Annotated in this window: 25 protein-coding genes; 10 read left to right on the top strand and 15 right to left on the bottom strand. The window is 59.0% G+C overall.

Translation table 11 applies throughout. The features are described 5' to 3' along the window. Nucleotides 1–87: 87 nt before the first annotated feature. Nucleotides 88–2,016, top strand: coding sequence for a SurA N-terminal domain-containing protein (locus WEU32_RS06485; protein ID WP_406853284.1), 1,929 nt, complete (start codon nucleotides 88–90; stop codon nucleotides 2,014–2,016). Nucleotide 2,017: 1 nt separating this feature from the next. Next, on the top strand, nucleotides 2,018–3,577 hold the full coding sequence (gene trpE / locus WEU32_RS06480) for an anthranilate synthase component I (RefSeq protein WP_406853283.1): 1,560 nt from the start codon (nucleotides 2,018–2,020) through the stop codon (nucleotides 3,575–3,577). Here trpE and WEU32_RS06475 read toward each other — a convergent pair. Then, nucleotides 3,574–3,762 (bottom strand): hypothetical protein, encoded by a 189-nt coding sequence (locus tag WEU32_RS06475; RefSeq protein WP_167177836.1) that lies wholly within the window; start codon nucleotides 3,760–3,762, stop codon nucleotides 3,574–3,576. The genes trpE and WEU32_RS06475 overlap by 4 nt on opposite strands. A 130-nt stretch (nucleotides 3,763–3,892) precedes the next feature. Here WEU32_RS06475 and WEU32_RS06470 point away from each other — a divergent pair, with 130 nt between their 5' ends. The 3 genes from WEU32_RS06470 to trpC are packed head-to-tail and all read left to right on the top strand — an operon-like array spanning nucleotide 3,893 to nucleotide 6,322. Continuing rightward, entirely contained in the window at nucleotides 3,893–4,483 is a 591-nt protein-coding gene (locus tag WEU32_RS06470) for an anthranilate synthase component II (RefSeq protein ID WP_406853282.1), read from the top strand. A 4-nt stretch (nucleotides 4,484–4,487) separates the two neighbouring features. Next, nucleotides 4,488–5,519 (top strand): anthranilate phosphoribosyltransferase, encoded by a 1,032-nt coding sequence (trpD, locus tag WEU32_RS06465; RefSeq protein ID WP_406853281.1) that lies wholly within the window; start codon nucleotides 4,488–4,490, stop codon nucleotides 5,517–5,519. Continuing rightward, nucleotides 5,516–6,322, top strand: a complete 807-nt coding sequence (gene trpC / locus WEU32_RS06460) for an indole-3-glycerol phosphate synthase TrpC (RefSeq protein WP_406853280.1) — start codon at nucleotides 5,516–5,518, stop codon at nucleotides 6,320–6,322. The genes trpD and trpC overlap by 4 nt, the downstream gene beginning before the upstream one ends. A gap of 124 nt (nucleotides 6,323–6,446) precedes the next feature. On the opposite strand, the gene WEU32_RS06455 is transcribed toward trpC, so the two are convergent. The 3 genes from WEU32_RS06455 to WEU32_RS06445 are packed head-to-tail and all read right to left on the bottom strand — an operon-like array spanning nucleotide 6,447 to nucleotide 8,781. Then, nucleotides 6,447–6,833 carry a hypothetical protein gene (locus tag WEU32_RS06455; protein ID WP_406853279.1) on the bottom strand — a complete coding sequence of 129 codons (387 nt, stop codon included), beginning with the start codon at nucleotides 6,831–6,833 and terminating at the stop codon, nucleotides 6,447–6,449. Next, nucleotides 6,833–7,777, bottom strand: coding sequence for a transcriptional regulator GcvA (gcvA, locus tag WEU32_RS06450; RefSeq protein WP_406853278.1), 945 nt, complete (start codon nucleotides 7,775–7,777; stop codon nucleotides 6,833–6,835). Before gcvA ends, WEU32_RS06455 begins: the two co-directional genes overlap by 1 nt. Next, nucleotides 7,774–8,781 carry a cysteine synthase A gene (locus WEU32_RS06445; RefSeq protein ID WP_406853277.1) on the bottom strand — a complete coding sequence of 336 codons (1,008 nt, stop codon included), beginning with the start codon at nucleotides 8,779–8,781 and terminating at the stop codon, nucleotides 7,774–7,776. The genes gcvA and WEU32_RS06445 overlap by 4 nt, the downstream gene beginning before the upstream one ends. Before the next feature lie 142 nt (nucleotides 8,782–8,923). On the opposite strand from WEU32_RS06445, the gene WEU32_RS06440 reads away from it, so the two are divergent. From WEU32_RS06440 to WEU32_RS06430, 3 genes are all read left to right on the top strand, one after another. Further along, complete coding sequence (locus WEU32_RS06440) at nucleotides 8,924–9,418, top strand: hypothetical protein (protein WP_406853276.1); 495 nt, start codon at nucleotides 8,924–8,926, stop codon at nucleotides 9,416–9,418. A gap of 68 nt (nucleotides 9,419–9,486) precedes the next feature. Next, nucleotides 9,487–10,215 carry a hypothetical protein gene (locus WEU32_RS06435; protein WP_406853275.1) on the top strand — a complete coding sequence of 243 codons (729 nt, stop codon included), beginning with the start codon at nucleotides 9,487–9,489 and terminating at the stop codon, nucleotides 10,213–10,215. A gap of 135 nt (nucleotides 10,216–10,350) precedes the next feature. Then, nucleotides 10,351–10,533: a DUF3606 domain-containing protein gene (locus WEU32_RS06430; RefSeq protein WP_167177844.1), complete on the top strand. Its 183-nt coding sequence runs from the start codon at nucleotides 10,351–10,353 to the stop codon at nucleotides 10,531–10,533. Nucleotides 10,534–10,756: 223 nt separating this feature from the next. Here the strand turns inward: WEU32_RS06430 and lpdA are convergent, their stop codons facing one another. The 11 genes from lpdA to lipA all read right to left on the bottom strand — a co-directional run bounded on the left by lpdA (nucleotide 10,757) and on the right by lipA (nucleotide 21,124). Further along, nucleotides 10,757–12,160: a dihydrolipoyl dehydrogenase gene (gene lpdA / locus WEU32_RS06425; protein ID WP_406853274.1), complete on the bottom strand. Its 1,404-nt coding sequence runs from the start codon at nucleotides 12,158–12,160 to the stop codon at nucleotides 10,757–10,759. A gap of 12 nt (nucleotides 12,161–12,172) precedes the next feature. Then, nucleotides 12,173–13,450 (bottom strand): pyruvate dehydrogenase complex dihydrolipoamide acetyltransferase, encoded by a 1,278-nt coding sequence (locus WEU32_RS06420; RefSeq protein ID WP_406853272.1) that lies wholly within the window; start codon nucleotides 13,448–13,450, stop codon nucleotides 12,173–12,175. Further along, nucleotides 13,450–13,761, bottom strand: coding sequence for a DUF5076 domain-containing protein (locus tag WEU32_RS06415; protein ID WP_312138187.1), 312 nt, complete (start codon nucleotides 13,759–13,761; stop codon nucleotides 13,450–13,452). Before WEU32_RS06415 ends, WEU32_RS06420 begins: the two co-directional genes overlap by 1 nt. Next, complete coding sequence (locus WEU32_RS06410) at nucleotides 13,758–15,125, bottom strand: pyruvate dehydrogenase complex E1 component subunit beta (protein WP_406853271.1); 1,368 nt, start codon at nucleotides 15,123–15,125, stop codon at nucleotides 13,758–13,760. The genes WEU32_RS06415 and WEU32_RS06410 overlap by 4 nt, the downstream gene beginning before the upstream one ends. 3 nt (nucleotides 15,126–15,128) lie before the next feature. Continuing rightward, nucleotides 15,129–16,160 carry a pyruvate dehydrogenase (acetyl-transferring) E1 component subunit alpha gene (pdhA, locus tag WEU32_RS06405; RefSeq protein WP_312138185.1) on the bottom strand — a complete coding sequence of 344 codons (1,032 nt, stop codon included), beginning with the start codon at nucleotides 16,158–16,160 and terminating at the stop codon, nucleotides 15,129–15,131. Nucleotides 16,161–16,274: 114 nt separating this feature from the next. Further along, on the bottom strand, nucleotides 16,275–16,607 hold the full coding sequence (locus WEU32_RS06400; protein WP_312138183.1) for a septum formation initiator family protein: 333 nt from the start codon (nucleotides 16,605–16,607) through the stop codon (nucleotides 16,275–16,277). 146 nt (nucleotides 16,608–16,753) lie between these two features. Beyond that, entirely contained in the window at nucleotides 16,754–18,031 is a 1,278-nt protein-coding gene (eno, locus tag WEU32_RS06395) for a phosphopyruvate hydratase (RefSeq protein WP_312138181.1), read from the bottom strand. A 166-nt stretch (nucleotides 18,032–18,197) separates the two neighbouring features. Further along, nucleotides 18,198–18,380, bottom strand: a complete 183-nt coding sequence (rpmF, locus tag WEU32_RS06390) for a 50S ribosomal protein L32 (RefSeq protein ID WP_242915238.1) — start codon at nucleotides 18,378–18,380, stop codon at nucleotides 18,198–18,200. A gap of 215 nt (nucleotides 18,381–18,595) precedes the next feature. Beyond that, the gene (locus WEU32_RS06385) at nucleotides 18,596–19,705 is read right to left on the bottom strand and encodes an NAD(P)/FAD-dependent oxidoreductase (protein ID WP_406853270.1); all 1,110 of its coding nucleotides are present in this window, start codon (nucleotides 19,703–19,705) and stop codon (nucleotides 18,596–18,598) included. After that, complete coding sequence (locus tag WEU32_RS06380) at nucleotides 19,705–20,154, bottom strand: type II toxin-antitoxin system RatA family toxin (RefSeq protein WP_312138175.1); 450 nt, start codon at nucleotides 20,152–20,154, stop codon at nucleotides 19,705–19,707. Before WEU32_RS06380 ends, WEU32_RS06385 begins: the two co-directional genes overlap by 1 nt. 7 nt (nucleotides 20,155–20,161) lie before the next feature. Further along, a complete protein-coding gene (gene lipA, locus WEU32_RS06375; protein ID WP_406853269.1) occupies nucleotides 20,162–21,124 on the bottom strand; it encodes a lipoyl synthase in 963 nt (320 codons plus the stop codon). A gap of 199 nt (nucleotides 21,125–21,323) precedes the next feature. On the opposite strand from lipA, the gene WEU32_RS06370 reads away from it, so the two are divergent. Further along, the gene (locus tag WEU32_RS06370) at nucleotides 21,324–22,871 is read left to right on the top strand and encodes an AMP-binding protein (RefSeq protein WP_406853268.1); all 1,548 of its coding nucleotides are present in this window, start codon (nucleotides 21,324–21,326) and stop codon (nucleotides 22,869–22,871) included. A 25-nt stretch (nucleotides 22,872–22,896) separates the two neighbouring features. Continuing rightward, the gene (locus WEU32_RS06365; protein WP_167177856.1) at nucleotides 22,897–23,280 is read left to right on the top strand and encodes a DoxX family protein; all 384 of its coding nucleotides are present in this window, start codon (nucleotides 22,897–22,899) and stop codon (nucleotides 23,278–23,280) included. Nucleotides 23,281–23,284: the final 4 nt, after the last annotated feature.

Here is a 23,284-nt window from a genome sequence, read left to right as displayed (position 1 = left end):
TCTGAACCTTGCAGGCAGATAGCGACTACCACTATACGCCAATGCTGGCGCCGTCCCGACGCTGGTTTCCGACAGGTTTCCCCAACAATGATCACGCTGTTCCGTAATTTCGCAAAGTCGAAATGGGCTGTGGGCCTCTTCGCCCTGATTATCCTGAGCTTCGTCGTTGTCGGCGCCCAGTCGGATATCTTCTCGAATCTGGGGCCACGCCATGTCGTGTCCGCAGGCGACCGCAGCATTAACGGCCCCGAATTCCGCAACAGCTTCGAGCGTGTCCGCGCCAATGTCAGCGAACAGTCCGGCCAGACTGTCACCTTCGAACAGATCGCTGCCGAGGGCTATGTCGAGCAGTACCTGCAAGAACAAACCATGCGTATGGGCTTTGCCCAGTGGGCCTGGAATGTCGGCATTCGCCCGGGCAAGGATCTGATCGTCGCGGAAATCCGCAAGATTCCTGCCTTCTTCAACTCGATCACCGGTGCGTTTGACCAAACCCAGTACCAACAGGCTCTGGCTCAGCAGAACTTCACCACTGTGATGTTCGAGAACGAGCTGCGCGACCAGTACACGATCCAGCACTTTGGCACGGCTCTGGTATCGGGCGTACGTCTGCCCAAGGCCTATGCAGCTATTGTTGCAGCCTCGGCAACCGAAACCCGCGACGGCGCATGGTTCACTGTTACCCAAGCCATGGCCGGTAGCGCCAAGGCTCCGACCGACGAGCAACTGAACGCCTTCATGAAGGAAAACGAAGCCCAACTGCGTATTCCTGAATTCCGCACTGTCTCGCTGGTCCTGTTCACCCCGGGCCCGAACGATGCCCGTCCGGCTATCACCGAGGAACAACTGCGCGAGCGCTATGAGTTCCGTAAAGATTCGCTGTCGGAAGCTGAAAAGCGTACCTTCACCCTGCTGACCGTGCCGAGCCGTGAAGCCGCCGACAAGGTTGCCGCCGAACTGCGCGCCGGCAAGGACGTGAACGAGGTTGCCGCATCGGTCCGTATCCAGCCTACCCCTTATAACAACACCCCGCGCACGGCTCTGGGCGACGCCAAGATTGCTGATGCTGTCTTTGCCCTGCCCGCTGCCGGTGTCACCGATCCGATCCAAGGTACTGTTGGTTTTACGGTTGCCAAGGTTACCGCTATTCAAGGCGGCAAGGACGTCAGCTTTGAATCGGCCCGTGCAGACCTGACCACCGAGTTGCAGGCCGAAGCTGTCCAGAAGATCGCCTATGAACGCGTGAAGGCCTTTGAAGACGCCCGCACCGCTGGCAAGTCGATTGCCGATGCTGTCAAGGCTTCGGGTGCCCGTCTGGCCCAATTGCCGCCCTTCACCCGCCAAGGCCAACTGCCGAACGGTCAGCCCTATGGCCTGCCGCCGGTCATCATCGAAACCGCCTATGCCCTGACCAAGGGTGGCGAGTCCGACGTCATCACCGCTGGTGAAGGCGAATACATCGCCCTGCGCGTTGACGACGTGCGCGAAGCCGCCCTCCCCAAGCTGGACGAACTGCGCCCGATGCTGACCCAGAACTGGATCGCCCGTGAAAACTCGCGCCTGCTGAACCAGAAGGCTGACGAACTGGCTGGCCGTCTGCGTGCTGGCGAGGACATCACCGCTGTGGCCGCCTCGGTCAATGCGACCGTAATGGTCCGCACCAATGTCACCCGCGACGCGGCGGCCCAACAGGCTCACGGCGCTGCGGCTTTGACCGGTCTGTTCTCCACGGCCAAGGATCAGGCCTTCTCGACCCCGGGCGAAAACGGCTTTGTCATCGGCAAGGTCAATGCGATCCACGCTGCCAATCCGGTTACCGCTGCGGCTCTGGTCGCTCCGATCGGCCAGCAACTGGCGACCGAATGGGGCAATGAAGTCGTTCAAACCGCTCTGACCGCCGCTGCGGCCAAGGTCAAAGCCAAGAGCAACGCAACCGAAGCCTATACTGCTCTGGGTATCGAAGCTCCGGTCGCGGGTGCAGCTCCGGCTGCTCCGGCCCTCGCTCCGGCCAAATAATATGTCGGGTGCGGAGCGTATTGCTTTTGTAAACGGACTGGCAGCAGGTCAAACCAAGCTGCTGGTCCGCCGCCTCATCAACGATATGGAGACGCCCGTATCGGCCTTCCTCAAGGTTGGACACGGGCGTCCCTATGCCAGCCTTCTGGAGTCGGTCGAAGGCGGCGCGGTCAATGGCCGCTATTCCATCGTCACCCTGTCGCCGGACACTGTCTGGCGCTGCCGTGACGGTCAGGCAGACATCGCACGCGGCGATGACATCCTCACCGACACCTTTACCCCCGAAACCCTTCCGGCTCTGGACTCGCTGCGCGCCCTGATCGCGGCCAGCAAGTTCGACCTGCCCGCCGATCTGCCGCCGATGGCTGCGGGTCTGTTCGGGGTGTTCGGTTATGACATGGTGCGCTTGCTGGAGCCGCTAGGCCCTGCAAACCCCGATCCGCTGAACCTTGCCGATGCCGTTCTGGCCCGCCCGTCGCTGGTGGCCATCTTCGACTCGGTCAAGCACGAGATTGTTCTGGTGGCCGCGGCCTATCCCGACACCAGCCCTGATGCCGATCTGGCCTATCGCGCCGCAGTCGCCCGTCTCGACGAGTTCGAGGACCGCCTGCGCAGCCCCATGCCGATCCAGCGCGAAGCCGAGCCTGTGCCCGCGCCCGATTTCCAGTCCTCAGTCGATGAGGCCGGTTTTGCGACCATGGTCGCCAAGGCCAAGGAATACATCGTCGCGGGCGACATCTTCCAGGTCGTGCTGGCGCACCGCTTCGAAGCCCCGTGGTCGCAAGACCCGTTTGCCTTCTATCGCGCCCTGCGCCGTGGCAACCCGTCGCCCTATCTGTTCTTCCTCGATTATGCCGATTTCCAGCTGGCCGGTTCCAGCCCCGAAATCCTCGTGCGTCTGAAGGATGGCCGCGTGACCATTCGTCCGCTGGCCGGTACCCGGCCGCGTGGCGAAACGCCCGAACTGGACAAGACCCTGGAAGCCGAACTTCTGGCCGATCCCAAGGAACTGGCCGAGCATCTGATGCTGCTGGATCTGGGTCGCAACGATGTAGGCCGTGTGTCCATACCCGGCTCGGTCGAAGTGACCGAAAGCTTCGTGGTCGAACGCTATAGCCAGGTCATGCACATCGTCTCCAATGTAAACGGCACAGCCGATCCGAAACTGGATGCGGTGGACACCCTTCTGGCCGCCCTGCCCGCAGGCACGCTTTCAGGCGCACCGAAAGTGCGTGCGATGGAAATCATCGACGAGCTGGAAACCGAAAAGCGCGGCGTCGGCTATGGCGGCGGCGTTGGCTACATCTCGGCCAATGGCGAGGCAGACATCTGCATCGTCCTGCGTACCGCCATGTTCACCGACAACCGCATCTTTGTCCAAGCCGGTGCCGGCGTGGTCAATGACAGCGATCCCGCAGCCGAATACGCCGAGACACTGGCCAAGGCCCGCGCCCCGATGAAGGCGGCCGGAGAAGCATGGCGATTCAACGCGACCACCCACAACCAACCCTTGGCGCACAGCACCAAGGGATTGGCGGGATCAGACGACTGCGCTTCCTAAGGAATTCTGGTGATGTCGGTTTGGTCAGGTCGTAGATCGGGACCGGCATTCACCGTCCCGAACAGCAATAACCCCATGGCAGCGGCAAAGGCGGCTGCCAGATACACGGGTGGTTTGGAGTGCTCGGTCTTGCCCGATTCTTCGAGCAAACGACGAGCGTCGTGGATAGATTCTATGATGTTCACAGCGGACTTCTTCCGATGGCGATGCTCCATCATCGCGCGGAATGTTTAACGACCGCTTGCTTCGCCCCATTCTACGGCCCAAGCTGTGCATAACAGCGTATGCCGACCTCCCGTTTCGAAAAGCCTTCCCATGATCCTCGTCGTCGATAACTACGACAGCTTCACCTACAATCTCGTCCACTATCTGGCCCAGCTAGGGGCGCAGACACACGTCATCCGCAATGATGATCTGACGGTAGAAGAAGCCCTTGCGCTCAAGCCCGAGGCCATCCTGCTCTCGCCCGGTCCATGTGATCCGGATAAGGCCGGTATCTGTCTGCCTATTCTGAAAACCGCGCCGGAAAGCATGCCGATCTTGGGCGTCTGCCTCGGCCACCAGTCAATCGGTCAGGCCTTTGGTGGCAATGTCGTGCGCGCCAAGTCGCTGATGCACGGCAAGACTTCGCTTATCCACCACGAAGGCGGCGGCGTATTCAAAGACCTGCCTCGTCCGTTTACCGCCACGCGTTACCACTCGCTGGCTGTCAAACGCGAGACCCTGCCCGACTGCCTCGAAGTCACAGCATGGACCGAGAACGGCGAGATCATGGGCCTGTCGCACAAGACGCGCCCGATCCACGGCGTACAGTTCCACCCCGAGTCCATTGCCACCGAACACGGCCACGACCTGATCGGCAACTTCCTCGACTTTGCCAATATCAAGCGCACGGCGATGGTCTGAGGCCATGGACAGCTTCAAACCGCTGCTGGCTAAGCTGGTCGATGGCCAAGTCCTGACCGGCGACGAGGCACAGGGCTTCTTTGCCGCCTGCCTACGCGGCGAGCCAACCCCCGCACAGGTCGCCGCCGCCATCACCGCCCTTCGGGTGCGGGGCGAGACGGTCGAGGAAATCACCGCCTTTGCCCGCGCCATGCGCGCCGCCGCCCTGTCGCTGGATCACCCGTTCGAGGATGTTGTCGATACCTGCGGCACAGGTGGCGACGGGGCCCATACCTATAATATCTCCACCGCCGCCAGCTTTGTGCTGGCCGGTGCTGGCCTGCGCGTCGCCAAGCACGGCAACCGCGCCATGAGCAGCAAGTCCGGCTCCTCTGATGTGCTAGCCGCGCTGGGTGTGAACCTCGATGCCACGCCCGCCCAACAGGCTGTGGCGCTCAACGATGCGGGCATCGCCTTCCTGTTTGCGCCCACCTATCACGGGGCCATGCGCCATGTCGGACCGGTGCGCGCCGAGCTTGGTTTCCGTACCGTGTTCAACCTGCTCGGACCGCTGTGCAATCCAGCAGGGGCCAACCGTCAGGTCATGGGCGTTTATGACCCCGCCCTGTTGGAACCTCTGGCCGAGGTTCTGGGCCGTCTGGGTGCCAAACGCGCATGGACCGTCAATGGTCAGGGTCTGGACGAGTTGACCACCACAGGCCCGACCGACGTGGCCGAATGGAAAGACGGCACCGTAACCCGTTTCACCATCACGCCCGAAGACGCTGGCCTTCCCCGCGCCACACTAGCCGACATTCAGGGCGGTGATGCCGAAGTCAACGCCGCCGCCCTTCGCGCGCTTTTGAACGGCGAAAAGGGCCCCTATCGCGACATCGTCCTGATGAACGCCGCCGCCGCCCTTGTGGTATCGGACAAGGCCGAAACCCTGAAACAGGGTGCCGAGATCGCCGCCACCGTCATTGATGAGGGCCGCGCCCTTGCCGCGCTGGACGCCCTCGTCCGCGCCTCCCACACCCCAGTAGAGACCGAAGTATGAGCGACATTCTGGACCGTATCGCCGCCTATAAGCGCGAGGAAGTCGCCACCCGCAAAGCCGCCATCACCGTCAGTGCGCTCGAGGCTCTGGCCAAGGGCGCATCTGCCCCGCGCGGGTTTATGAACGCCTTGGCCGACACAGCGATGAAGACGGGTCGCCCCGCCCTGATCGCCGAGATCAAAAAGGCCAGTCCCTCCAAGGGACTGATCCGTCCCGACGACTTCAACCCGCCCGAACTTGCGCGTGCATATGAGCGCGGCGGTGCCACCTGCCTGTCCGTCCTGACCGATGGCCCCAGCTTTCAGGGCGATGACAGCTATCTGGTTGCCGCGCGCGAGGCCGTGTCCCTTCCCTGCCTGCGCAAGGACTTTCTGGTCGATCCGTGGCAGGTCGCCGAGAGCCGCAGCTTAGGGGCCGACTGCATCCTGATCATCATGGACATGATCGACGACGCCGTCGCCGCCGACCTGCTGGCCGAGGCCGACCGTTTCGGCATGGACGCCCTGATCGAAACACACGACGAACAGGAAATGGCCCGCGCCAGCACACTGGTCGAAGGCCGCGACAACGCCTTGATCGGCGTCAACAACCGCTCACTACGCACCTTCGAGGTCGATTTGGCCAATACCGAGACACTGGCCCTGCTGGCCCCGCCCCGCGCGCTTCTAGTGGCCGAAAGCGGCATCTTCACCCCTGAAGACGTCGCCCGCGTCGCCACCGCCGGCTCCAAAGCCATCCTCGTCGGCGAAAGCCTCATGCGTCAGGATGATGTGGAAGCGGCGACAAGGGCCTTGCTGGCCTAGTCAGCCCAGCTTACGCCCCCTCAAACACTTCGTGGTCCCCACGGGTGAGGAACAACACCTCCTCCCCTTCGCCAGCGGGGAAGGTGTCGCGGCGCACCGCGCCGTGACGGAGGGTCTTGTCAGTTCACTTGGACAGCGTTTGCCAAACGGCTTCAGCCGCTTTGTCAGCTTTAGATTTTGCCCATATAAGTTCAGCAAACATCCAAACCACAATTAGAATGGCAAATAGAAACCCTATCTCCATTCTAATCTTGTAGCCCCCATAACCAAAAAATCCACAAAAAATAGCAAATGCTACGGTTCTTACGACCCAAAATTTGTAACAACTTTCAACAACTGACTTATAACAACACGACCAAATATTCCAAACATCTTCATTTCCATCATATTTAAAGCTAAAATGTTTTTTAACTAAATTTTTAAACTCCCATTTACTAACGACCTCAAATGAATAACAAATTACAAATGCTATAAAAAATCTATAAAAGAATTCGCCGGTTATATTTTCCATCACAAATCATCCACGATCTGTTCTGCCGCCTGCGCCTCTTCTCTCAACCACTTCACGAACAAGCGCGCCGGCTCGGACACGCTGCTGCGGCGGGTGAGGACGTGGTAGGCCATGTCGGTCGTCAGCGCGCCGTCTGCAAATGGTGCAACAAGACGGCCCGAAGCCAGATCATCCGCCACAAACGCATACGGGGCCAGCGCCACGCCCTGTCCGTGGATGGCCGCGTCGATGGCCATGGCAGTCTGGTCTACGCGGGTGCCGGATGACACGTCCACGTCCTTGACCTTGTGCGTTTTGACCCACATCGCCCAGTCGGGGCGCTGCTCCTCCAGATCACTCGGACGCAGGTGGATCAGCACATGGTGCTTCAGGTCCGACGGTTTCTTCAGCGCCTTGGCACCCACCATCAACTGTGGCGCACACACAGGGATCACATCAGCCCCGATCAGGCGTTCAGAGCGCACGCCCGTATAAGGCCCGCGCCCGTAACGCACCGCCACATCCACGCGCCCGCCCGCCACGTCCGTCAGGCGCATATCCGCCGACAGCCACAACTCGACCTCGGGATGGGCGGCGGCAAAGCGCGCAATGCGCTGGGTCAGCCATTTGGACGCAAACGACGGCGGCACAGACACCGACAGGGCATAGCGACGGTCGGGGCGGTACAGCAAATCCCCTGCCCGTTTCAGATAATCAAACCCGTCGCGCAACAACGGATATAGCTCGGCCCCCAGTTCGGTCAGGGCAATCTGACGCCCTTCGCGGTGGAACAGGGGCGCACCCGCATGCTGTTCCAGAATACGGATTTGCTGGCTGATCGCGCCGGGCGTTACCGACAGTTCCTCGGCGGCGCGGGTGATGTTCAAACGACGCGCAGCGGCCTCGAACGCCTTCAGCGAGTTCAGCGGCGGCAGGCGACCATCCAGCGGGCTTTCCTTGCTCATTGGCCCATCCATTCGGCGGTCGGCAGGTTGCGGCTACGCAAATAAGCCGGATCATACAGTTTGGTGGCGTATCGCTGGCCGCTGTCGCACAGCACGGTCACAATGGTGTGGCCCGGCCCCATTTCCTTGGCCATGCGGATGGCACCGGCCACGTTCACGCCGCTGGACCCGCCAAGGCACAGGCCCTCATGCTGGACCAGATCGAACAGCACCGACAACAGTTCCTCGTCACCGATCTGATAGGCGTAATCCACCGCATCCAGCCCCGTCAGATTGCCGGTAATGCGGTTCACGCCGATGCCCTCGGTGATCGAACTGCCCTCGCCCTTCAACACGCCTTCCTTGAAATAGGAATACAGCGCCGCCCCCGGCACATCGGCCAAGCCGATCTTCAGGTCGGGGTTCTGCTCTTTCAGATAAGTCGTCGTGCCGACCAGCGTGCCGCCCGAACCGACGGCACAGATAAAGCCGTCCACCTTGCCGCCCGTCTGTTCCCAGATTTCAGGGCCGGTGCCCTCATAGTGGGCCAGACGGTTCGACAGGTTGTCGAACTGGTCGGCGTAAAAGGCACCGTGCGGCTCGGTTTCGTTCAGTTCCTGCGCCAAGCGGCGCGAATAGTGGACGAAGTGATTGGGGCTGCTGAACGGGGCCGGATCAACCTCGATCAGCTTGGCCCCATGCAGACGCACAGCGCGCTTCTTTTCCTCGGTCTGGGTGCGCGGCATCACGATCACGACCGGATGGCCCAGCGCCGCCCCGACCATGGCCAGACCAATGCCCGTATTGCCCGCCGTGCCCTCGACAATCGTGCCGCCGGACTTCAGCGCCCCGCTGGCCCGCGCCTTCAGAATAATACTGAGCGCCGCACGGTCCTTGATGGACTGTCCGGCATTCAGAAATTCTGCCTTCCCGAGTATCTCGCACCCCGTCTCCTCCGACGCCCGTTTCAGGCGCAGCAAAGGCGTTTGGCCGATCAAACCCAGGACATCAGACGCGACACGCATTTAGAATTCCGCACTGCAAAAGGAGGTTTCCTTCTTTTAGGCAGGTTTTAGGGAATCTAACAATCGAGATGCCCCAAAAATGATGATTGATAGCAATCCTATAGCTTGACAGTATGAGCCCTCAAACACGGGGGAAATGCAAATGAAACGGTGGCAACGTCAGCTCGATGAGCATCCATTGACAAGCTCACTCGCCAAAATCGAGGAAATCCTTTCTCAGGGGATTTCTACGACAGATCAAATTCAAAACTACGAATTTGTACGTCTATCAAAGATAATAAAGCGAACTAAAGATTCCATAAAACAATTAGATCCCGAATTTGCGCCCGTTGATCAAATGCATTCAGTCCAAAACTTTATTATAAATCACAATATAGTTTCCCAAGTTCACGATTCTATTAATAATAAAAATTACAGCACGCTTGCGTCAATTAATAATTCTTTTGACGGAGTAATGTCTCAAATAAATCTTATAAATAAATCAATAACAAGATCTAACTCTTCTAAAATTGATCACGCTATATCAAGTTCCCACCTTCAGAGATTTATTGCGCTTATTGCAAAAGAACAAACTCAAATGAATATATTATATCAAGAAAGACAAAGAAAATTAATTCTATTTCTCAACAATCGATAGAACTTATTCAAAAACTTGAGAACAAAGAAAAAGATTTTAATGAAAAAACGATAGATTTAACAAACCAGTTGAATGAAACAAATATAACGGCCAAAAAATTTTCGGAAACCAAAATAAAACTAGATACTGAGGTAAACAACAAAGTAAACGAAATCAGATCAAGCTACGTATCTAAAATTGAAGAATTGTTATCCGATTTTAAAGAACGCATAAGCGAAAGATCATCAATAACAGACGACAAATTGAATAATGTTGAAGAAGAAGCGAATTCAAAATTAGATAAAATTGTACAGCTCTACGGACTTGCCGCGAGAGATTCTGTCACAGGTGGACACAAGCAAATCGCAGATAATGAAGGAATATATGCAAATAAGTGGCGTAGAGCTACTGTGCTAATTATACTGGCTACTATTGGTTGGCTTTTTTATAGCCTCAAGTTCTACAATCCTATCACTTCTAATGATAGAGATTTTTGGTTTGCCGCCGCTAAATCGCTATCTTTAACAACAATTATGATTTCATTTGCTGTTTATGCGTCTAAGCAAGCTGCGCTTCATAGATTAAATGAAAAAAAATCGCGGGCATTTTTCTTGCAGGTTCAAGCTTTTGATCCGTTTATTCAAGATCTACCGGACTCCGTTCGACAAGAACTGAAGCGGAATATAAGTGAGAGAATATTTTCTGGAGACAATAGTGAATCAGATAAATTATTGCTCGATAATAGTGATTATAAATCCTTAGATAAGACCCTTGAAATTATGGAAAGCTTGAAAAGAATATTCTCAACCGATAAGTAGGATAAATAATCGACTGGAGCGAGCCCATAAACGCGACAAATCAACTGCGGAAACCCGTCGCTTGCCTCTACCTCCGCGCTTACCACCACATAGGATCATCTCGGTGCCTAACCCATCCTCTACATTGAGCCAAGCATGGCTGGCCTAAAAGACAAGCGGGGGTTCATTGATAAAGACCGCATCGACCTGACCGAGCGTCAGTCGGTGGAGTACTGGATGAAGAAGTGGGGTGTGACTCGCGATCAGATCGTGACGGCGCACCGTAAGGTCGGGCGCATGACCAAGGACATTGCTGCCGAGCTGGGCAAGAAGCGCTAAGCGCCCCGCTCTAGCCGCTGGCCGCTGGCCGCCACCCTCACTCGCCGTCATCCTCCGGCTTGACCGGAGGATCCAGTGACTGGGCTGAGTGGGTTGAGGGTTTTTGGATCCCCCGATCTGCGCCGCTAGGCGGCTTGTCGGAGGATGACGGAGTGGATGGTGGTGCAAAAGAAAAGGCCCCGGGGAAACCGGGGCCTTTTGCTGTTTTAGCGATGTGGCCTGATCAGATGTGGATCACGCGGCCATAGGCGTCGAGGGCGGCTTCGTGCATGGCTTCCGACATGGTCGGGTGTGGATAGACGATGCCGTGGATGTCCTCTTCCGTCGCTTCCATCGTGATGGCGGTGACGTAGCCCTGGATCATCTCGGTGACTTCGTGGCCGATCATGTGGGCACCGATCAAGGCCCCCGTCTTGGCGTCGAAGATGACCTTTACGAAGCCCTCGGTTTCACCCGAGGCGATGGCCTTGCCGTTCACGCGGAACGGGAAGCGGCCGATCTTGACCTCGCGCTTGGCTTCGCGTGCGCCCTGCTCCGTCACGCCGACAGACGCGACCTGAGGCTGGGCATAGGTGCAGCCAGCGATGGGCGAGTTCACGTTCGGGGTTGCAAAGCCCGCAATGTGTTCTGCCGCGTGGATGCCCTCGTGCGAGGCCTTGTGGGCCAGCCACGGCGCACCGGCGCAGTCGCCGATGGCATAGAGGCCCTTCACATTGGTCTGACAGTGGCCGTCGGTCTTGATGTGACCGCGGTCCAGTTCGACGCCCAGCGCCTCAAGGCCAATGCCATCGGTGTTGGCCGTGATGCCGACCGCCGAGATGCAGACCTCGGCCTCCAGTGTCTCGGCCTTGCCGCCGACCTCGATAGCCACCGACACGCCCGAAGCCGTCTTGGTGACTTTCGTGACCTTGGCACCGGTCTTGAACTTGATGCCGCGCTTTTCAAAGCCCTTCTGGGCGGCCTTGGACACTTCTTCGTCCTCGACCGGCATGATGCGATCAATGGCTTCCACCACAGTCACGTCTGCGCCCAGAGCGCGATAGAAGCTGGCGAACTCGATGCCGATAGCGCCCGAGCCGATGACCACAAAGGTCTTCGGCAGCTTTTTAGGCGCCAGCGCGTCGCGGTAGGCCCAGATCTTGTCGCCGTCCGCTTCCAGACCGATCTGCTTCAGCGCGCGGGCGCGAGCGCCCACGGCCAGCATGACCGACTTCGCGTTCAGAACCTTCTCGCCGCCCTTGTTCAGGGTCACGACCACCTTCGGCGCAGCAGAGCCTTTCTCGAGCTTTGCGGTGCCTTCGATGACCTCGATCTTGTTCTTCTTCATCAGGAAGCCAACGCCCTGATTGAGCTGCTTGGCCACGCCACGCGAACGCTGGATGATGGCGTCGAAGTCGAACGAGGCGCCCGAGGCAGACAGGCCGTATTCCTTCAGGTGCGACAGGCTCTCGAACTTCTCGCCCGACTTCAGCAGGGCCTTGGTCGGGATACAGCCCCAGTTCAGGCAGATACCGCCGAGGTTTTCACGCTCGACGATAGCAACCTTCAGGCCCAGTTGGCTGGCGCGGATCGCGGCGACATAGCCGCCGGGACCCGAACCGATCACTACGAGATCAAAATCACTCATATGCTTTGATCCTTAGGCCAGCATCGACAGCGGGTTTTCAAGCAACGGCTTGAAGGCCTGCAGGAAGCGGGCACCGACAGCACCATCAACCACGCGGTGATCGCAGGTCAGGGTAACGGTCATAACGGTGGCCACAGCCAGTTGGCCGTTCTTGACGACCGGACGCTGCTCGCCTGCACCCACGCTCATAATGCAGCCCTGCGGCTCATTGATGATCGAGGTGAACTGCTTGATGCCGAACATACCGAGGTTGGACACCGAGAAGGTGCCGCCCTGGAACTCTTCCGGCTTCAGCTTGCGATCGCGGGCGCGGGTGGCGAGGTCTTTGGACTCGGTCGCGATCTGGGCCAGACCCTTGGTCTCGGCCTTGCGGATGATCGGGGTGATCAAACCGCCATCGATCGCCACAGCCATCGACACGTCGGCATTGTGGTGCATGGCGATGCCTTCAGGCGTGTAGGAAGCATTGGCTTCCGGCACGGCCTTAAGCGCCATAGCAGCGGCCTTGATGACGAAGTCGTTGACCGACACCTTGATGCCGCGCGGTTCCAGCATCTTGTTGATCTGGGCGCGGGCCGCCATCAGGGCGTCCAGCTCCACGTCGATGAACAGCGGGAAGTGCGGGACATTATTGACGCTGTCGACCAGACGGCGGGCAATAGCCTTGCGCATGCCGTCCAGCGGAACGAGGTCATAGGTGCCGTCGGGGATACCCAGTTGCGCCAGCGAAGGCGTGGCCTTGGCGGCAGCCGGTGCAGCAGCGGCTACGGCCGGAGCCGAAGCGGTAGCACCACCTGCGCCTTGAGCGGCCTCGACGTCGCGCTTGACGATACGGCCATGCGGGCCGGTGCCCTTGATGGCTTTCAGATCAAGGCCAGCCATGGCCGCCAGACGGCGGGCCAGCGGCGAAGCGAAGATACGCTCGCCCGAAGCGGCCACCCGAGCCGGAGCGGCTTTAGGCGCTTCAGCCTTGGGAGCCTCAGGCTTAGGCGCTTCCTTCTTAGCTTCGGCAGCCGGAGCGACCTCGGCCTTCTTAGGCGCCGGAGCCACATCGTCACCCGCCAGACGGGCGATTGGCGTGTTGACCTTCACACCCTCGGTGCCTTCGGCAACGAGGATTTCCAAAACTTCGCCTTCGTCCACAGCCTCGACTTCCATCGTGGCCTTGTCGGTTTCAATCTCGGCGATGACATCACCGGCAGAGACAGTGTCGCCCACCTTGATGTGCCATTTGGCCAGGACGCCCTCTTCCATGGTCGGAGAAAGGGCTGGCATCAGGATATCGGTCATCAGACATTCCCCCCTTGCGGCGAGACAGGTTCGGCGACGGTGCGGACATTGTCCGCCTTGATCACGTCGCTGAGGCCCTGAAGGATACGGTTATAGGCTTGCGCCTCGTTGTGGCCGTGGCGAACGGCATAGCCGTGCGCCATATGGCGCGCGGCATAGGCCAGCAGTTCACCGAACTTGATCGGGTCGTTGAAGGCAGGCTTCACGGCCATGACCGGTTCGTCCTTCGACCACCACATACGCAGCAGTTCGACGGCCTGTTCGTCAGCAGCGACGCTGTCCGGTACAGTCAGTTCGAACTCTGCACTCATGCCATCACCTGCTTCACAGCAGCAACGATCTTGTCCACGCCCGGCAGGGACAGGACTTCGAGGTTCGCAGCATAGGGCAGCGGCACGTCTTCCTGGTGCACGCGCAGCGGCGGGGCATCCAGATAGTCGAAGGCCTCGGCGATCACGCTGGCAACCACTTCGGCACCGACACCCATGCGACCCCAGCCCTCTTCGGCCGAGACCAGACGGTTGGTCTTCTTGACGCTGTTGATGATGGTGTCGGTATCCAGCGGACGCAGGGTACGCAGGTCAACGACTTCGGCCGAGATGCCTTCTTCGGCCAGCTGCTCTGCGGCTTGCAGGGCAAAGCCGACCATACGGCTGTGCGCCGTGATGGTGACATCGGTGCCTTCGCGACGGACCTTGGCCTTGCCGATCGGCACGACATAGTCTTCCAAGTCCGGCACATCGAACTCGTGACCGTACATCATCTCGTGTTCGAGGAAGACGACCGGGTTCGGATCACGGATAGCAGCCTTCAGAAGGCCCTTGGCATCGGCAGCATCATACGGCGCGATAACCTTCAGGCCCGGAATCTGGGCGTACCATGCCGAATAGTCCTGAGAGTGCTGGGCCGCCACGCGGCTGGCAGCGCCGTTAGGACCACGGAACACCATCGGACAGCGGATTTGACCGCCCGACATGTACAGGGTCTTGGCCGCCGAGTTGATCACATGGTCGATGGCCTGCATGCCAAAGTTCCACGTCATGAACTCGACGATGGGCTTCAGACCGGCCATGGCCGCACCGACACCCAGACCGGCAAAGCCATGCTCGGTAATCGGGGTATCCACCACGCGCTGCGGACCGAATTCCTGCAACAGATCACGGCTGACCTTATATGCACCCTGATACTGGGCAACTTCCTCGCCCATCAGGAACACGGCATCGTCGCGACGCATTTCTTCGGCCATCGCATCACGCAAAGCGTCACGGATGGTGGTCTTGACCATCTTGGTGCCAGCCGGAATTTCCGGATCGGGCAGGTCCGTGGTCGGGCGCGCAGCCGGAGCCGCAGCCTTGGGTGCCACAACCGGAGCCTCGGCTTCGGTCTGGGTCATAGGTTCGCTTTGAGGCGCTGCCTTCTTCGGTGCAGGAACAGCCTCGTCACCCGACAGACGGGCAATCGGGGTGTTTACCTTCACGCCCTCGGTGCCTTCGGCCACGAGGATTTCCAGCACTTCGCCTTCATCGACAGCCTCAACTTCCATCGTGGCTTTATCGGTTTCAATCTCGGCAATCACCTGACCGGCAGAGACGGTATCACCCGCCTTGATATGCCATTTGGTCAGCGTGCCTTCTTCCATGGTGGGCGACAGCGCCGGCATCAGAATGTCGGTCACGGATCAGGCCTCCACGTAAACGTCAGTGTAAAGCTCGGACGGATCGGGTTCCGGGCTTTCTTGAGCAAATTGAACGGCTTCGGCTACGATAGCCTTCACCTCGTTATCGACGGCTTTCAGCTCGTCCTCGGATACCTTGGCAGCGGCCAGCAGCATCTTGATATGGTCGATCGGGTCGCGGGTCTTCTTGACCTCGTCCACCTCTTCCTTCGTGCGGTATTTCGCAGGATCGGACATCGAGTGGCCGCGATAGCGATAGGTCTTCACTTCAAGAATGTACGGACCTTCACCAGCACGGGCACGGGCCACAGCACGCGCCGCGGCATCGCGAACAGCCAGTACGTCCATGCCGTCAACCTGCTCGCCCGGAATGCCGAACGAAGCGCCGCGCATATAAAGCTCGGTCGTCGAGGACGCACGGTCGATGGCAGTCCCCATCGCATACTCGTTGTTCTCGATGATGTAGATGGCCGGCAGCTTCCACAGCTGGGCCATGTTGAAGCTTTCGTAAACCTGACCCTGGTTGGCTGCGCCATCGCCAAAATAGACGAACGATACCGAGTCATCGCCACGATACTTGCCGGCAAAGGCCAGACCGGTGCCCAGAGCCACCTGCGCGCCCACGATGCCGTGGCCGCCATAGAAGCCGGTCGGCACATCGAACATGTGCATCGAACCGCCCTTGCCCTTGGAAGAGCCGCCGATGCGGCCCGTCAGTTCGGCCATGACCTCTTTCGGGTCCATGCCCGCGACCAGCATGTGGCCGTGGTCACGATAGCCCGTGATGATCTTGTCATAGCCCTGCTTGACGCTTTCCTGCACGCCAACAGCCACAGCTTCCTGACCGATATACAGGTGGCAGAAGCCACCGATCAGGCCCATGCCATAAAGCTGACCTGCACGCTCTTCAAAGCGGCGGATAAGGACCATCTCGCGATAGTAACGCAGCAGGTCTTCTTTCGAAGCCTGAGGCGTGTTCGGAATTCTGATATCATCCTGTTCGGATGAAGATTTCTGAACCGCGGCTTTCGCCATTCCGGCATCTCCCGGTTACGCCCCGCTACCGGGGACTCTTCTCATTACGATAAGAAGGGTTTAGCAGCCTTGGCTCTGCCTTAGCAAAGCGCAGTTTCGTGTTGTAACACGAGTTTAGCCAGCGCGGATGGCTTCGGGCGGGCGCGATCCCGTTGTGTGGACACGCACAACATAGTCGCGCGGATCGGCAAATCCGATCACGGCGCGGGCGCGTTCTTCCAGAAGGTCACGCGAAAGACTGCTGGAACGCAGGTAGCGAACACGCACTTCCAGATCCTGTCTTTCTTCAAGCAGGTGTGACAACTCGGCCTGACGCTTGCGTAGAAGCTCTTCACGCGCCTTGCCGCTCAGGACGCCGCGCTCGCCCGTCAGCCCATGTACGCCAAAGTACAGGACTGCAAGCAAGATCAGAACTGACGGTAAATACGGCTTCATCTGCTCTATCACTGACGCCGCTCCTTCTGAGCGAGGGCACGAATCCAACCCGTGCACGAAAATGGTTAGTTAAGAATTAAAAACTCCGCCGCCGGATCACCGACGACGGAGTTTCTGTAAATCTTTGCAATTTAACGGAGGAAACCCTCCGGCAAAGCTTAACGCAGCAGCATACCGTCGCCGTAATAGATGGCTTGGTCGCCCAACAGCTCTTCAAGACGCAGCAGCTGGTTATACTTGGCCACCCGGTCCGAACGGGCCAGCGAGCCGGTCTTGATCTGACCGCAGTTCGTGGCCACGGCCAGATCGGCGATGATGGAGTCTTCGGTTTCACCCGAACGGTGCGACATCACCGAGGTGTAACCCGCACGGTGCGCCATATCGACGGCATCGAGGGTTTCCGACAGGGTACCGATCTGGTTGACCTTGATCAGAATCGAGTTGGCCAGACCTTCGCCGATACCGGCGGCCAGACGGGCCGGATTGGTTACGAACAGATCGTCACCGACCAGTTGTACGCGATCACCCAGACGCTCGGTCAGCAGCTTCCAACCCTCGAAATCGTCTTCAGCACAGCCGTCCTCGATCGACACGATCGGGAAACGCTCAACCAGATCGGCCAGATAACCAACCATGCCGTCGGCGTCGAAATTCTTGCCTTCGCCTTCGAGATTGTACTTGCCACCCTTGAAGAACTCGGTCGAAGCAACGTCGAGTGCCAGATGGAAGTCTTCACCGGCCAGATAACCCGCAGCTTGACCGGCCTTGGTGATGAAGCTCAGGGCTTCTTCGGCCGAGCCAAGGTTCGGTGCGAAACCGCCCTCGTCACCAACATTAGTATTGTGACCGGCATCTTTCAGCTGCTTCTTCAACGCGTGGAAGATTTCAGCCCCCATACGCAGACCTTCCGAGAAGGTGGCAGCGCCGGTCGGCATGATCATGAATTCTTGGATATCGATCGGGTTGTCGGCATGGGCACCGCCATTGATGATGTTCATCATCGGGGTCGGCAGCACGCGAGCAGAAACGCCACCGATATAGCGGTGCAGCGGCAGGTTGGCCGAAATGGCCGAAGCCTTGGCCACAGCCAGCGATACGCCGAGAATGGCGTTTGCACCCAGACGGGCCTTGTTCTCGGTACCGTCCAGCTCGATCAGAGCTTCGTCGATACGGCGCTGGTCTTCGGCATCTAGACCCGACAGGGCGTCAAAAATCTCACCATTGACGGCATCCACAGCCTTCTGGACGCCCTTGCCCAGATAAACGTCCTTGTCGCCGTCGCGCAATTCGACAGCTTCGTGAGCCCCTGTCGAAGCACCCGACGGCACAGCCGCACGGCCGAACGAGCCGTCTTCGAGGACAACATCCACCTCGACCGTCGGATTGCCCCGGCTATCAAGAATCTGGCGGGCAACAATGTCTGCAATATCGGTCATGGAACGATCCCGGCAAAACGCAGTGAAAAGAAGTGAGCGCCCTTTAGACCAAAGGCACCCGAGAAGCCAACCACCATGCACGGGACAAACGAAAACAGCGTGCGATTTCTCGCACGCTGTTCGAATTTGTCACCGATTAGGAAGATCGGCCGACCTGATCCGAGACTTAGTCTTCGGCTTGGGTCAGAACCTGACGACCGCGGTACATGCCGGTCTTCAGGTCGATGTGGTGCGAGCGACGCAGCTCGCCGGTGTCTTTGTCCTCGGTGTACGAGTTGGTGCCCAGAGCGTCATGCGCACGGCGCATGTTACGACGGGACGGGGATACTTTGCGCTTCGGAACGGCCATGTCCGTCTCAATCTCTAAGTCGGTGCGCCGAAAGGCGCGAAAAACAATAGCGGCGGCCACGAAAACCGGACCGCCACACGAGGCCGCGCTTATGCATGAAGCCGACGATGATTTCAAGGGGTAGTGCCGAAAGAGCTAAAACACCGCCATCAAGGCCTCTCAAAACCCCTTTTCGACCCCGAAGGGCATCCTATTCGCCGAAAGTCGTCAACGAATCAATGCGCGAAGCGACCTGCGACCGCTTCTCCAATCGCCATCGAACTGGTCAGGCCGGGGCTTTCGATACCAAACAGAGCCACCAAGCCTTCAATACCGTGCGATTCTACGCCGCGAAGCTGGAAATCCGGCTGAGGCTCGCCCTTGCCATGCAGCTTGGGACGAATGCCCGCATAGTCGGGGGCCAGTTTCTCGACCTGCACATCCGGCCAGAAGCGACGGATATAGCCCGCAAACACCTCGGCCTTGGCTGGATCGACCGAATAGTCCTCGGCCTCGACATAGGCCAGATCGGGACCAAACACGCCCTGCCCGCCCAGATCCTTGCGATAGTGCGTCCCCAGCGCCCCCGGAATGGGCGGCGGATAGATCAGGCGATTGAAAGGTGCAGGGCCTGACAGACGAAAATAGACGCCCTTGCCGAAATGGCCCGCAGGGATCAGGTCCGCCGGATAGCCCTCAATGCTGGCTGCCACCTTTTGTGCCGACAGGCCCGCCGCCGTCACCAACAGGCGGCTGGTGACGCTCATGGCCCCTTCGCCGCCGACATGGATGGTAAAACCGCCACCCGCCAGAGCCTCGGCCCACTCGAACGGTGCCGATGTGACCACAGAGCCACCCGCAGCCTCGATCTCGCCTTCTAGGGCCAGCATATAGCCATGACTGTCGAACAGGCCGCTTTCGGGCGACAGGATGGCCGCAATCGCATTCAACTGCGGCTCCAGCGCCCTCGCCTGTTCGCCGCTTAGAAGCTCCAGCCCCTCGACGCCATTGATGCGCCCCTGCTCCAGAATGGCCTCGATGCGCGGCACCTCGGCCTCTTCGGTGGCGACAACCAGCTTGCCGCACTTCCAGTGATCGACCTTATGGCTTTCAAGGAAATCATAGAGCAGCCGACGCCCCTCGACACAGAACTTCGCCTTGAGCGATCCGGTCGGATAATAGAGCCCTGCGTGAATGACCTCGGAATTGCGCGAGGACACGCCCTGCCCGATGTGCGGTTCCTTTTCCAGAACCAGGACCGTCAGTCCCCGTTTCGACAACGCCCGTCCGCAAGCCAGCCCTACGGCACCTGCACCCACAACGGTCGCATCGAAATCGAAAGACATTAGGTTCCGTATCTCCGCCTGGCTTCTGCCTCAAAACATTCGATCAGCTTGCGCACCGCCAGATCAAAGTTCGAATGCAGCATCATGTCGAGCATCTTGGATTTGAATGCGAAGTCGATCATGAACTCAAGACGGGTGCCACTCTCGTCGGGAAAAAACTCCCAGCGGTTCTTGAGGTGCTTGAACGGACCTCGCAGCAGGCCAACCTCGACCTTGGGCGCATTACGGTCATAACGTACCCAAGTCGAAAATTTCTCTGTCAGAACTGAAAAGCCGACACCGGCCTCGGCGTCCATGACTGTCACACCGTCCGCCTCTTCGCGGGTATTCCAGACACGCATGGACGTGATCCACGGGACGAATTGCGGATAGTGCTGAATATCCGCAACAAGCGCCGCCATTTGATCCGGCGCATAGGGCAGAATGCGCGTCAGTCGATGAACAGCCATGTCCGCCTTAGCGACGCAGTTGCGCTTCGCGGGCGGCCTTCAGACGGGCAAAGTCTTCACCCGCATGGTGCGACGAGCGCGTCAGCGGCGAGGACGACACCATCAGGAAGCCCTTGGCGCGGGCAATCGCCTCATAAGCCTTGAACTCTTCCGGCGTCACAAAGCGGTCAATGGCGGCGTGCTTGCGCGTCGGTTGCAGGTACTGGCCGATGGTGATGAAATCGACACCCGCCGAGCGCATGTCATCCATCACCTGCATCACTTCTTCCTTGGTCTCGCCAAGGCCGACCATGATCCCCGACTTGGTGAACTGGTTCGGATCGCGTTCCTTGACCATCTGAAGCAGACGCAAGGAGTGGAAGTAACGCGCACCCGGACGGATCTTGAGGTACAGGCGCGGAACGGTTTCAAGGTTGTGATTAAAGACGTCCGGCTTGGCGTCGATCATCACCTCGGCCGCACCATCCTTGCGCAGGAAGTCCGGCGTCAGAATTTCAATGGTCGTGTTGGGGGCCTGAAGGCGGATCTGGCGCACCACTTCGGCAAAGTGTGCTGCCCCGCCATCGGCCACATCATCACGGTCAACCGACGTGATGACGACGTGGTTCAGACCCATCTGCTGGACGGCCAGACCGACCTTGCCCGCTTCTTCGGGATCAAGCGGTTGCGGCAGGCCCGTCTTCACGTTGCAGAAGGCACAGGCCCGCGTGCAGGTGTCACCCATGATCATCAGGGTGGCGTGCTTCTGGCTCCAGCACTCGCCGATGTTCGGGCAGGCGGCCTCCTCGCAAACCGTGACCAGCCCTTTGGAGCGCACGATTTCCTTGGTGGCATTATACTGCCCCGAACCGGGTGCCTTAACGCGCAACCAGTCAGGTTTCTTCAGCACCGCCGATTCCGGGCGGTTCTGTTTTTCAGGGTGCCGCAATTGTGCCGGCGACGTCTTCAGGGTGTCGATCAGGGTGACCATGAGGGGCTATTTCGGCTTTTACGCTGCAATAGGCAAGGCGCCCTTCGTCTCACTATCGGTTTCTATTGCCGCCTTTTGGTCGAAAATCATTGCAATCCTCACGGAAGGTTTCAGAGTCTTTCCAAAATGGACCCACATCTTTAATGAGGTCCGCCCTAACGGACAAAGGGGGCCACCTGCCCGCCTAAGGAGGATCGCCTTGCGGCAATCGCTGGATTCCAAGCTGTACACGACCACGCTTATCGACGCCCTGATCGACGCGCGGGCCAAATATGGCGACAAGGAAATTCTCGAAGACCAGGATCGCAACCCGCTGACCTATACGGGTCTGATCCGTGCGGCCTTTGTACTGGGCCGCAAGATTGCCAACATGACCCAGAAAGGCGAGCGCGTAGCGATCCTGCTGCCATCGTCTATGGGTGTGGTCGTCACCTTCTTTGGCCTGCACGCGCATGGCCGTGTGCCGGTAATGCTGAACTTCACCGCCGGTGAAGCCAACCTCAAGGCCGCCATCAAGGCTTCGGGCGTCAAAAAAATTCTGACCGCCAAACGCTTCGTCGATCAGGCCGCTCTGGGCGATCTGGTCGAGGCGCTGGGTACCGTTGCAGAGATTGTCTGGCTGGACGATGTCCGCAAGACCATCGGCCTGAAAGACAAGCTTTACGGTCTAGCCGCCGGTGCTGCGCCCAAGCGTTTTGCCGTCAAAACCAGCCCGAACGATCCGGGTGTCATCCTGTTCACCTCTGGCAGCTTCGGCTCGCCCAAGGGTGTATTGCTGACCCAGCAGAACCTTGTGGCCAATGCCCGTCAGGTCGCCGACCATATCGCGCTGGACCCGTCATGGGTGCTGTTCAACCCGTTGCCGACCTTCCACTGCTTTGGCCTGACCGCAGGGGCCATCCTGCCTCTGCTCGAAGGCTTGAAGGGCTTCCAGTATCCGTCGCCGCTGCACGCCAAACAGATCACCGACCTGTTGCCTCAGGTTAAGGCCAACCTGCTGTTTGCGACCGATACCTTCCTGAACCAGTATGCCCGCGTGGCCGAACCCGACGACTTTGCCACCATCAAATTCGCAGTTGCCGGTGCCGAGCGCGTGCGCGACGAAACCCGCGCCCTGTTCGAATCCAAATTCGGCGGCATCGAACTGCTTGAAGGCTATGGTGCGACCGAGGCCGCCCCTGTCGTGGCCGTCAACAAGCCGGGCAAGAACCGTCCCGGTACTGTTGGCCAAATCCTGCCGGGTCTGGATCACCGTCTTGAGCCGGTCGAAGGCGTCGATGCCGGTGGCCGTCTCTTCATCAAGGGCCCGAACGTCATGGCCGGTTATCTGACCTCTGGCGATCCCTTGAAGTGGGACCCCATTGAAGACGGCTGGCTGGACACGGGCGACATTGTCGATGTGGACGACGAGGGATTCATCACCATTCGTGGACGCGCCAAACGCTTTGCCAAAATCGGCGGCGAGATGGTGTCCCTGACGGCCGTTGAAGGCATTGCCGGTGCCGTATGGCCCGACAACCGCCACGCCGTGGTTGCCATTGCCGACAGCCGCAAGGGCGAGAAACTGGTGCTGATCACGGACCGCGAGGGTGCAGAGTCTTCGGAGCTCAGCGCATGGGCGCGTGAAAACGGCGCACCCGAACTGGCCGTCCCCAAAAAGATCATCAAGGTTGCTGAAATCCTTGTTCTGGGCACCGGCAAGACCGATTATGTTTCCCTTCAGAAAATGGTCGAAGACGCTAAATAAGCGTCTGATCCGGGGGAGCATCTGAATGTCGTTACGCACATTTGACTGGCATGGGCTGACACTGGCGGCCCTGCGTATCGCCTCGGGCCTGCTGCTGGTTCAGCACGGCACGGCCAAGCTGTTCGGATTTCCGGGCGGTGATCGCGCCAATATCGACCTGAACACTCTGGTCGGCTGGTCCGGCCCCATCGAGTTTGCGGGCGGGTTGCTGATTATTCTGGGCCTGTTTACGCGCCCCGTCGCGTTTGTGCTGTCGGGCTTTATGGCGGCGGCCTATTTTATCGGCCACGCCTCCAGAGGCCTGTTCCCGCTGTTGAACGGCGGTGAACTGGCGGCACTGTACTGCTTTGTCTTCCTGTTTATCGCCGCCGCCGGTCCGGGCATGTTCGCCGTGGACCGCCGCCGCTAAAACG

Source organism: Brevundimonas sp. BH3, from assembly GCF_045345115.1.
In the GTDB taxonomy this organism is placed as follows: domain Bacteria; phylum Pseudomonadota; class Alphaproteobacteria; order Caulobacterales; family Caulobacteraceae; genus Brevundimonas.
This window is presented reverse-complemented; position numbering and strand designations above follow the sequence as displayed.

What these genes read in the sequence shown, in the direction of transcription:
- WEU32_RS06380 (WP_312138175.1), bottom strand. Translation starts at nt 20,154, where the DNA reads ATGGCTGTTCATCGACTGACGCGCATTCTGCCCTATGCGCCGGATCAA.
- WEU32_RS06385 (WP_406853270.1), bottom strand. Translation starts at nt 19,705, where the DNA reads ATGTCTTTCGATTTCGATGCGACCGTTGTGGGTGCAGGTGCCGTAGGG.
- WEU32_RS06440 (WP_406853276.1), top strand. Translation starts at nt 8,924, where the DNA reads ATGAAACGGTGGCAACGTCAGCTCGATGAGCATCCATTGACAAGCTCA.
- WEU32_RS06455 (WP_406853279.1), bottom strand. Translation starts at nt 6,833, where the DNA reads ATGGAAAATATAACCGGCGAATTCTTTTATAGATTTTTTATAGCATTT.
- WEU32_RS06415 (WP_312138187.1), bottom strand. Translation starts at nt 13,761, where the DNA reads ATGAGTGCAGAGTTCGAACTGACTGTACCGGACAGCGTCGCTGCTGAC.
- trpD (WP_406853281.1), top strand. Translation starts at nt 4,488, where the DNA reads ATGGACAGCTTCAAACCGCTGCTGGCTAAGCTGGTCGATGGCCAAGTC.
- eno (WP_312138181.1), bottom strand. Translation starts at nt 18,031, where the DNA reads ATGACCGATATTGCAGACATTGTTGCCCGCCAGATTCTTGATAGCCGG.
- WEU32_RS06420 (WP_406853272.1), bottom strand. Translation starts at nt 13,450, where the DNA reads ATGACCGATATCCTGATGCCAGCCCTTTCTCCGACCATGGAAGAGGGC.
- gcvA (WP_406853278.1), bottom strand. Translation starts at nt 7,777, where the DNA reads ATGAGCAAGGAAAGCCCGCTGGATGGTCGCCTGCCGCCGCTGAACTCG.
- WEU32_RS06470 (WP_406853282.1), top strand. Translation starts at nt 3,893, where the DNA reads ATGATCCTCGTCGTCGATAACTACGACAGCTTCACCTACAATCTCGTC.
- trpE (WP_406853283.1), top strand. Translation starts at nt 2,018, where the DNA reads ATGTCGGGTGCGGAGCGTATTGCTTTTGTAAACGGACTGGCAGCAGGT.
- WEU32_RS06430 (WP_167177844.1), top strand. Translation starts at nt 10,351, where the DNA reads ATGGCTGGCCTAAAAGACAAGCGGGGGTTCATTGATAAAGACCGCATC.
- trpC (WP_406853280.1), top strand. Translation starts at nt 5,516, where the DNA reads ATGAGCGACATTCTGGACCGTATCGCCGCCTATAAGCGCGAGGAAGTC.
- lpdA (WP_406853274.1), bottom strand. Translation starts at nt 12,160, where the DNA reads ATGAGTGATTTTGATCTCGTAGTGATCGGTTCGGGTCCCGGCGGCTAT.
- WEU32_RS06485 (WP_406853284.1), top strand. Translation starts at nt 88, where the DNA reads ATGATCACGCTGTTCCGTAATTTCGCAAAGTCGAAATGGGCTGTGGGC.
- pdhA (WP_312138185.1), bottom strand. Translation starts at nt 16,160, where the DNA reads ATGGCGAAAGCCGCGGTTCAGAAATCTTCATCCGAACAGGATGATATC.
- WEU32_RS06445 (WP_406853277.1), bottom strand. Translation starts at nt 8,781, where the DNA reads ATGCGTGTCGCGTCTGATGTCCTGGGTTTGATCGGCCAAACGCCTTTG.
- rpmF (WP_242915238.1), bottom strand. Translation starts at nt 18,380, where the DNA reads ATGGCCGTTCCGAAGCGCAAAGTATCCCCGTCCCGTCGTAACATGCGC.
- lipA (WP_406853269.1), bottom strand. Translation starts at nt 21,124, where the DNA reads ATGGTCACCCTGATCGACACCCTGAAGACGTCGCCGGCACAATTGCGG.
- WEU32_RS06365 (WP_167177856.1), top strand. Translation starts at nt 22,897, where the DNA reads ATGTCGTTACGCACATTTGACTGGCATGGGCTGACACTGGCGGCCCTG.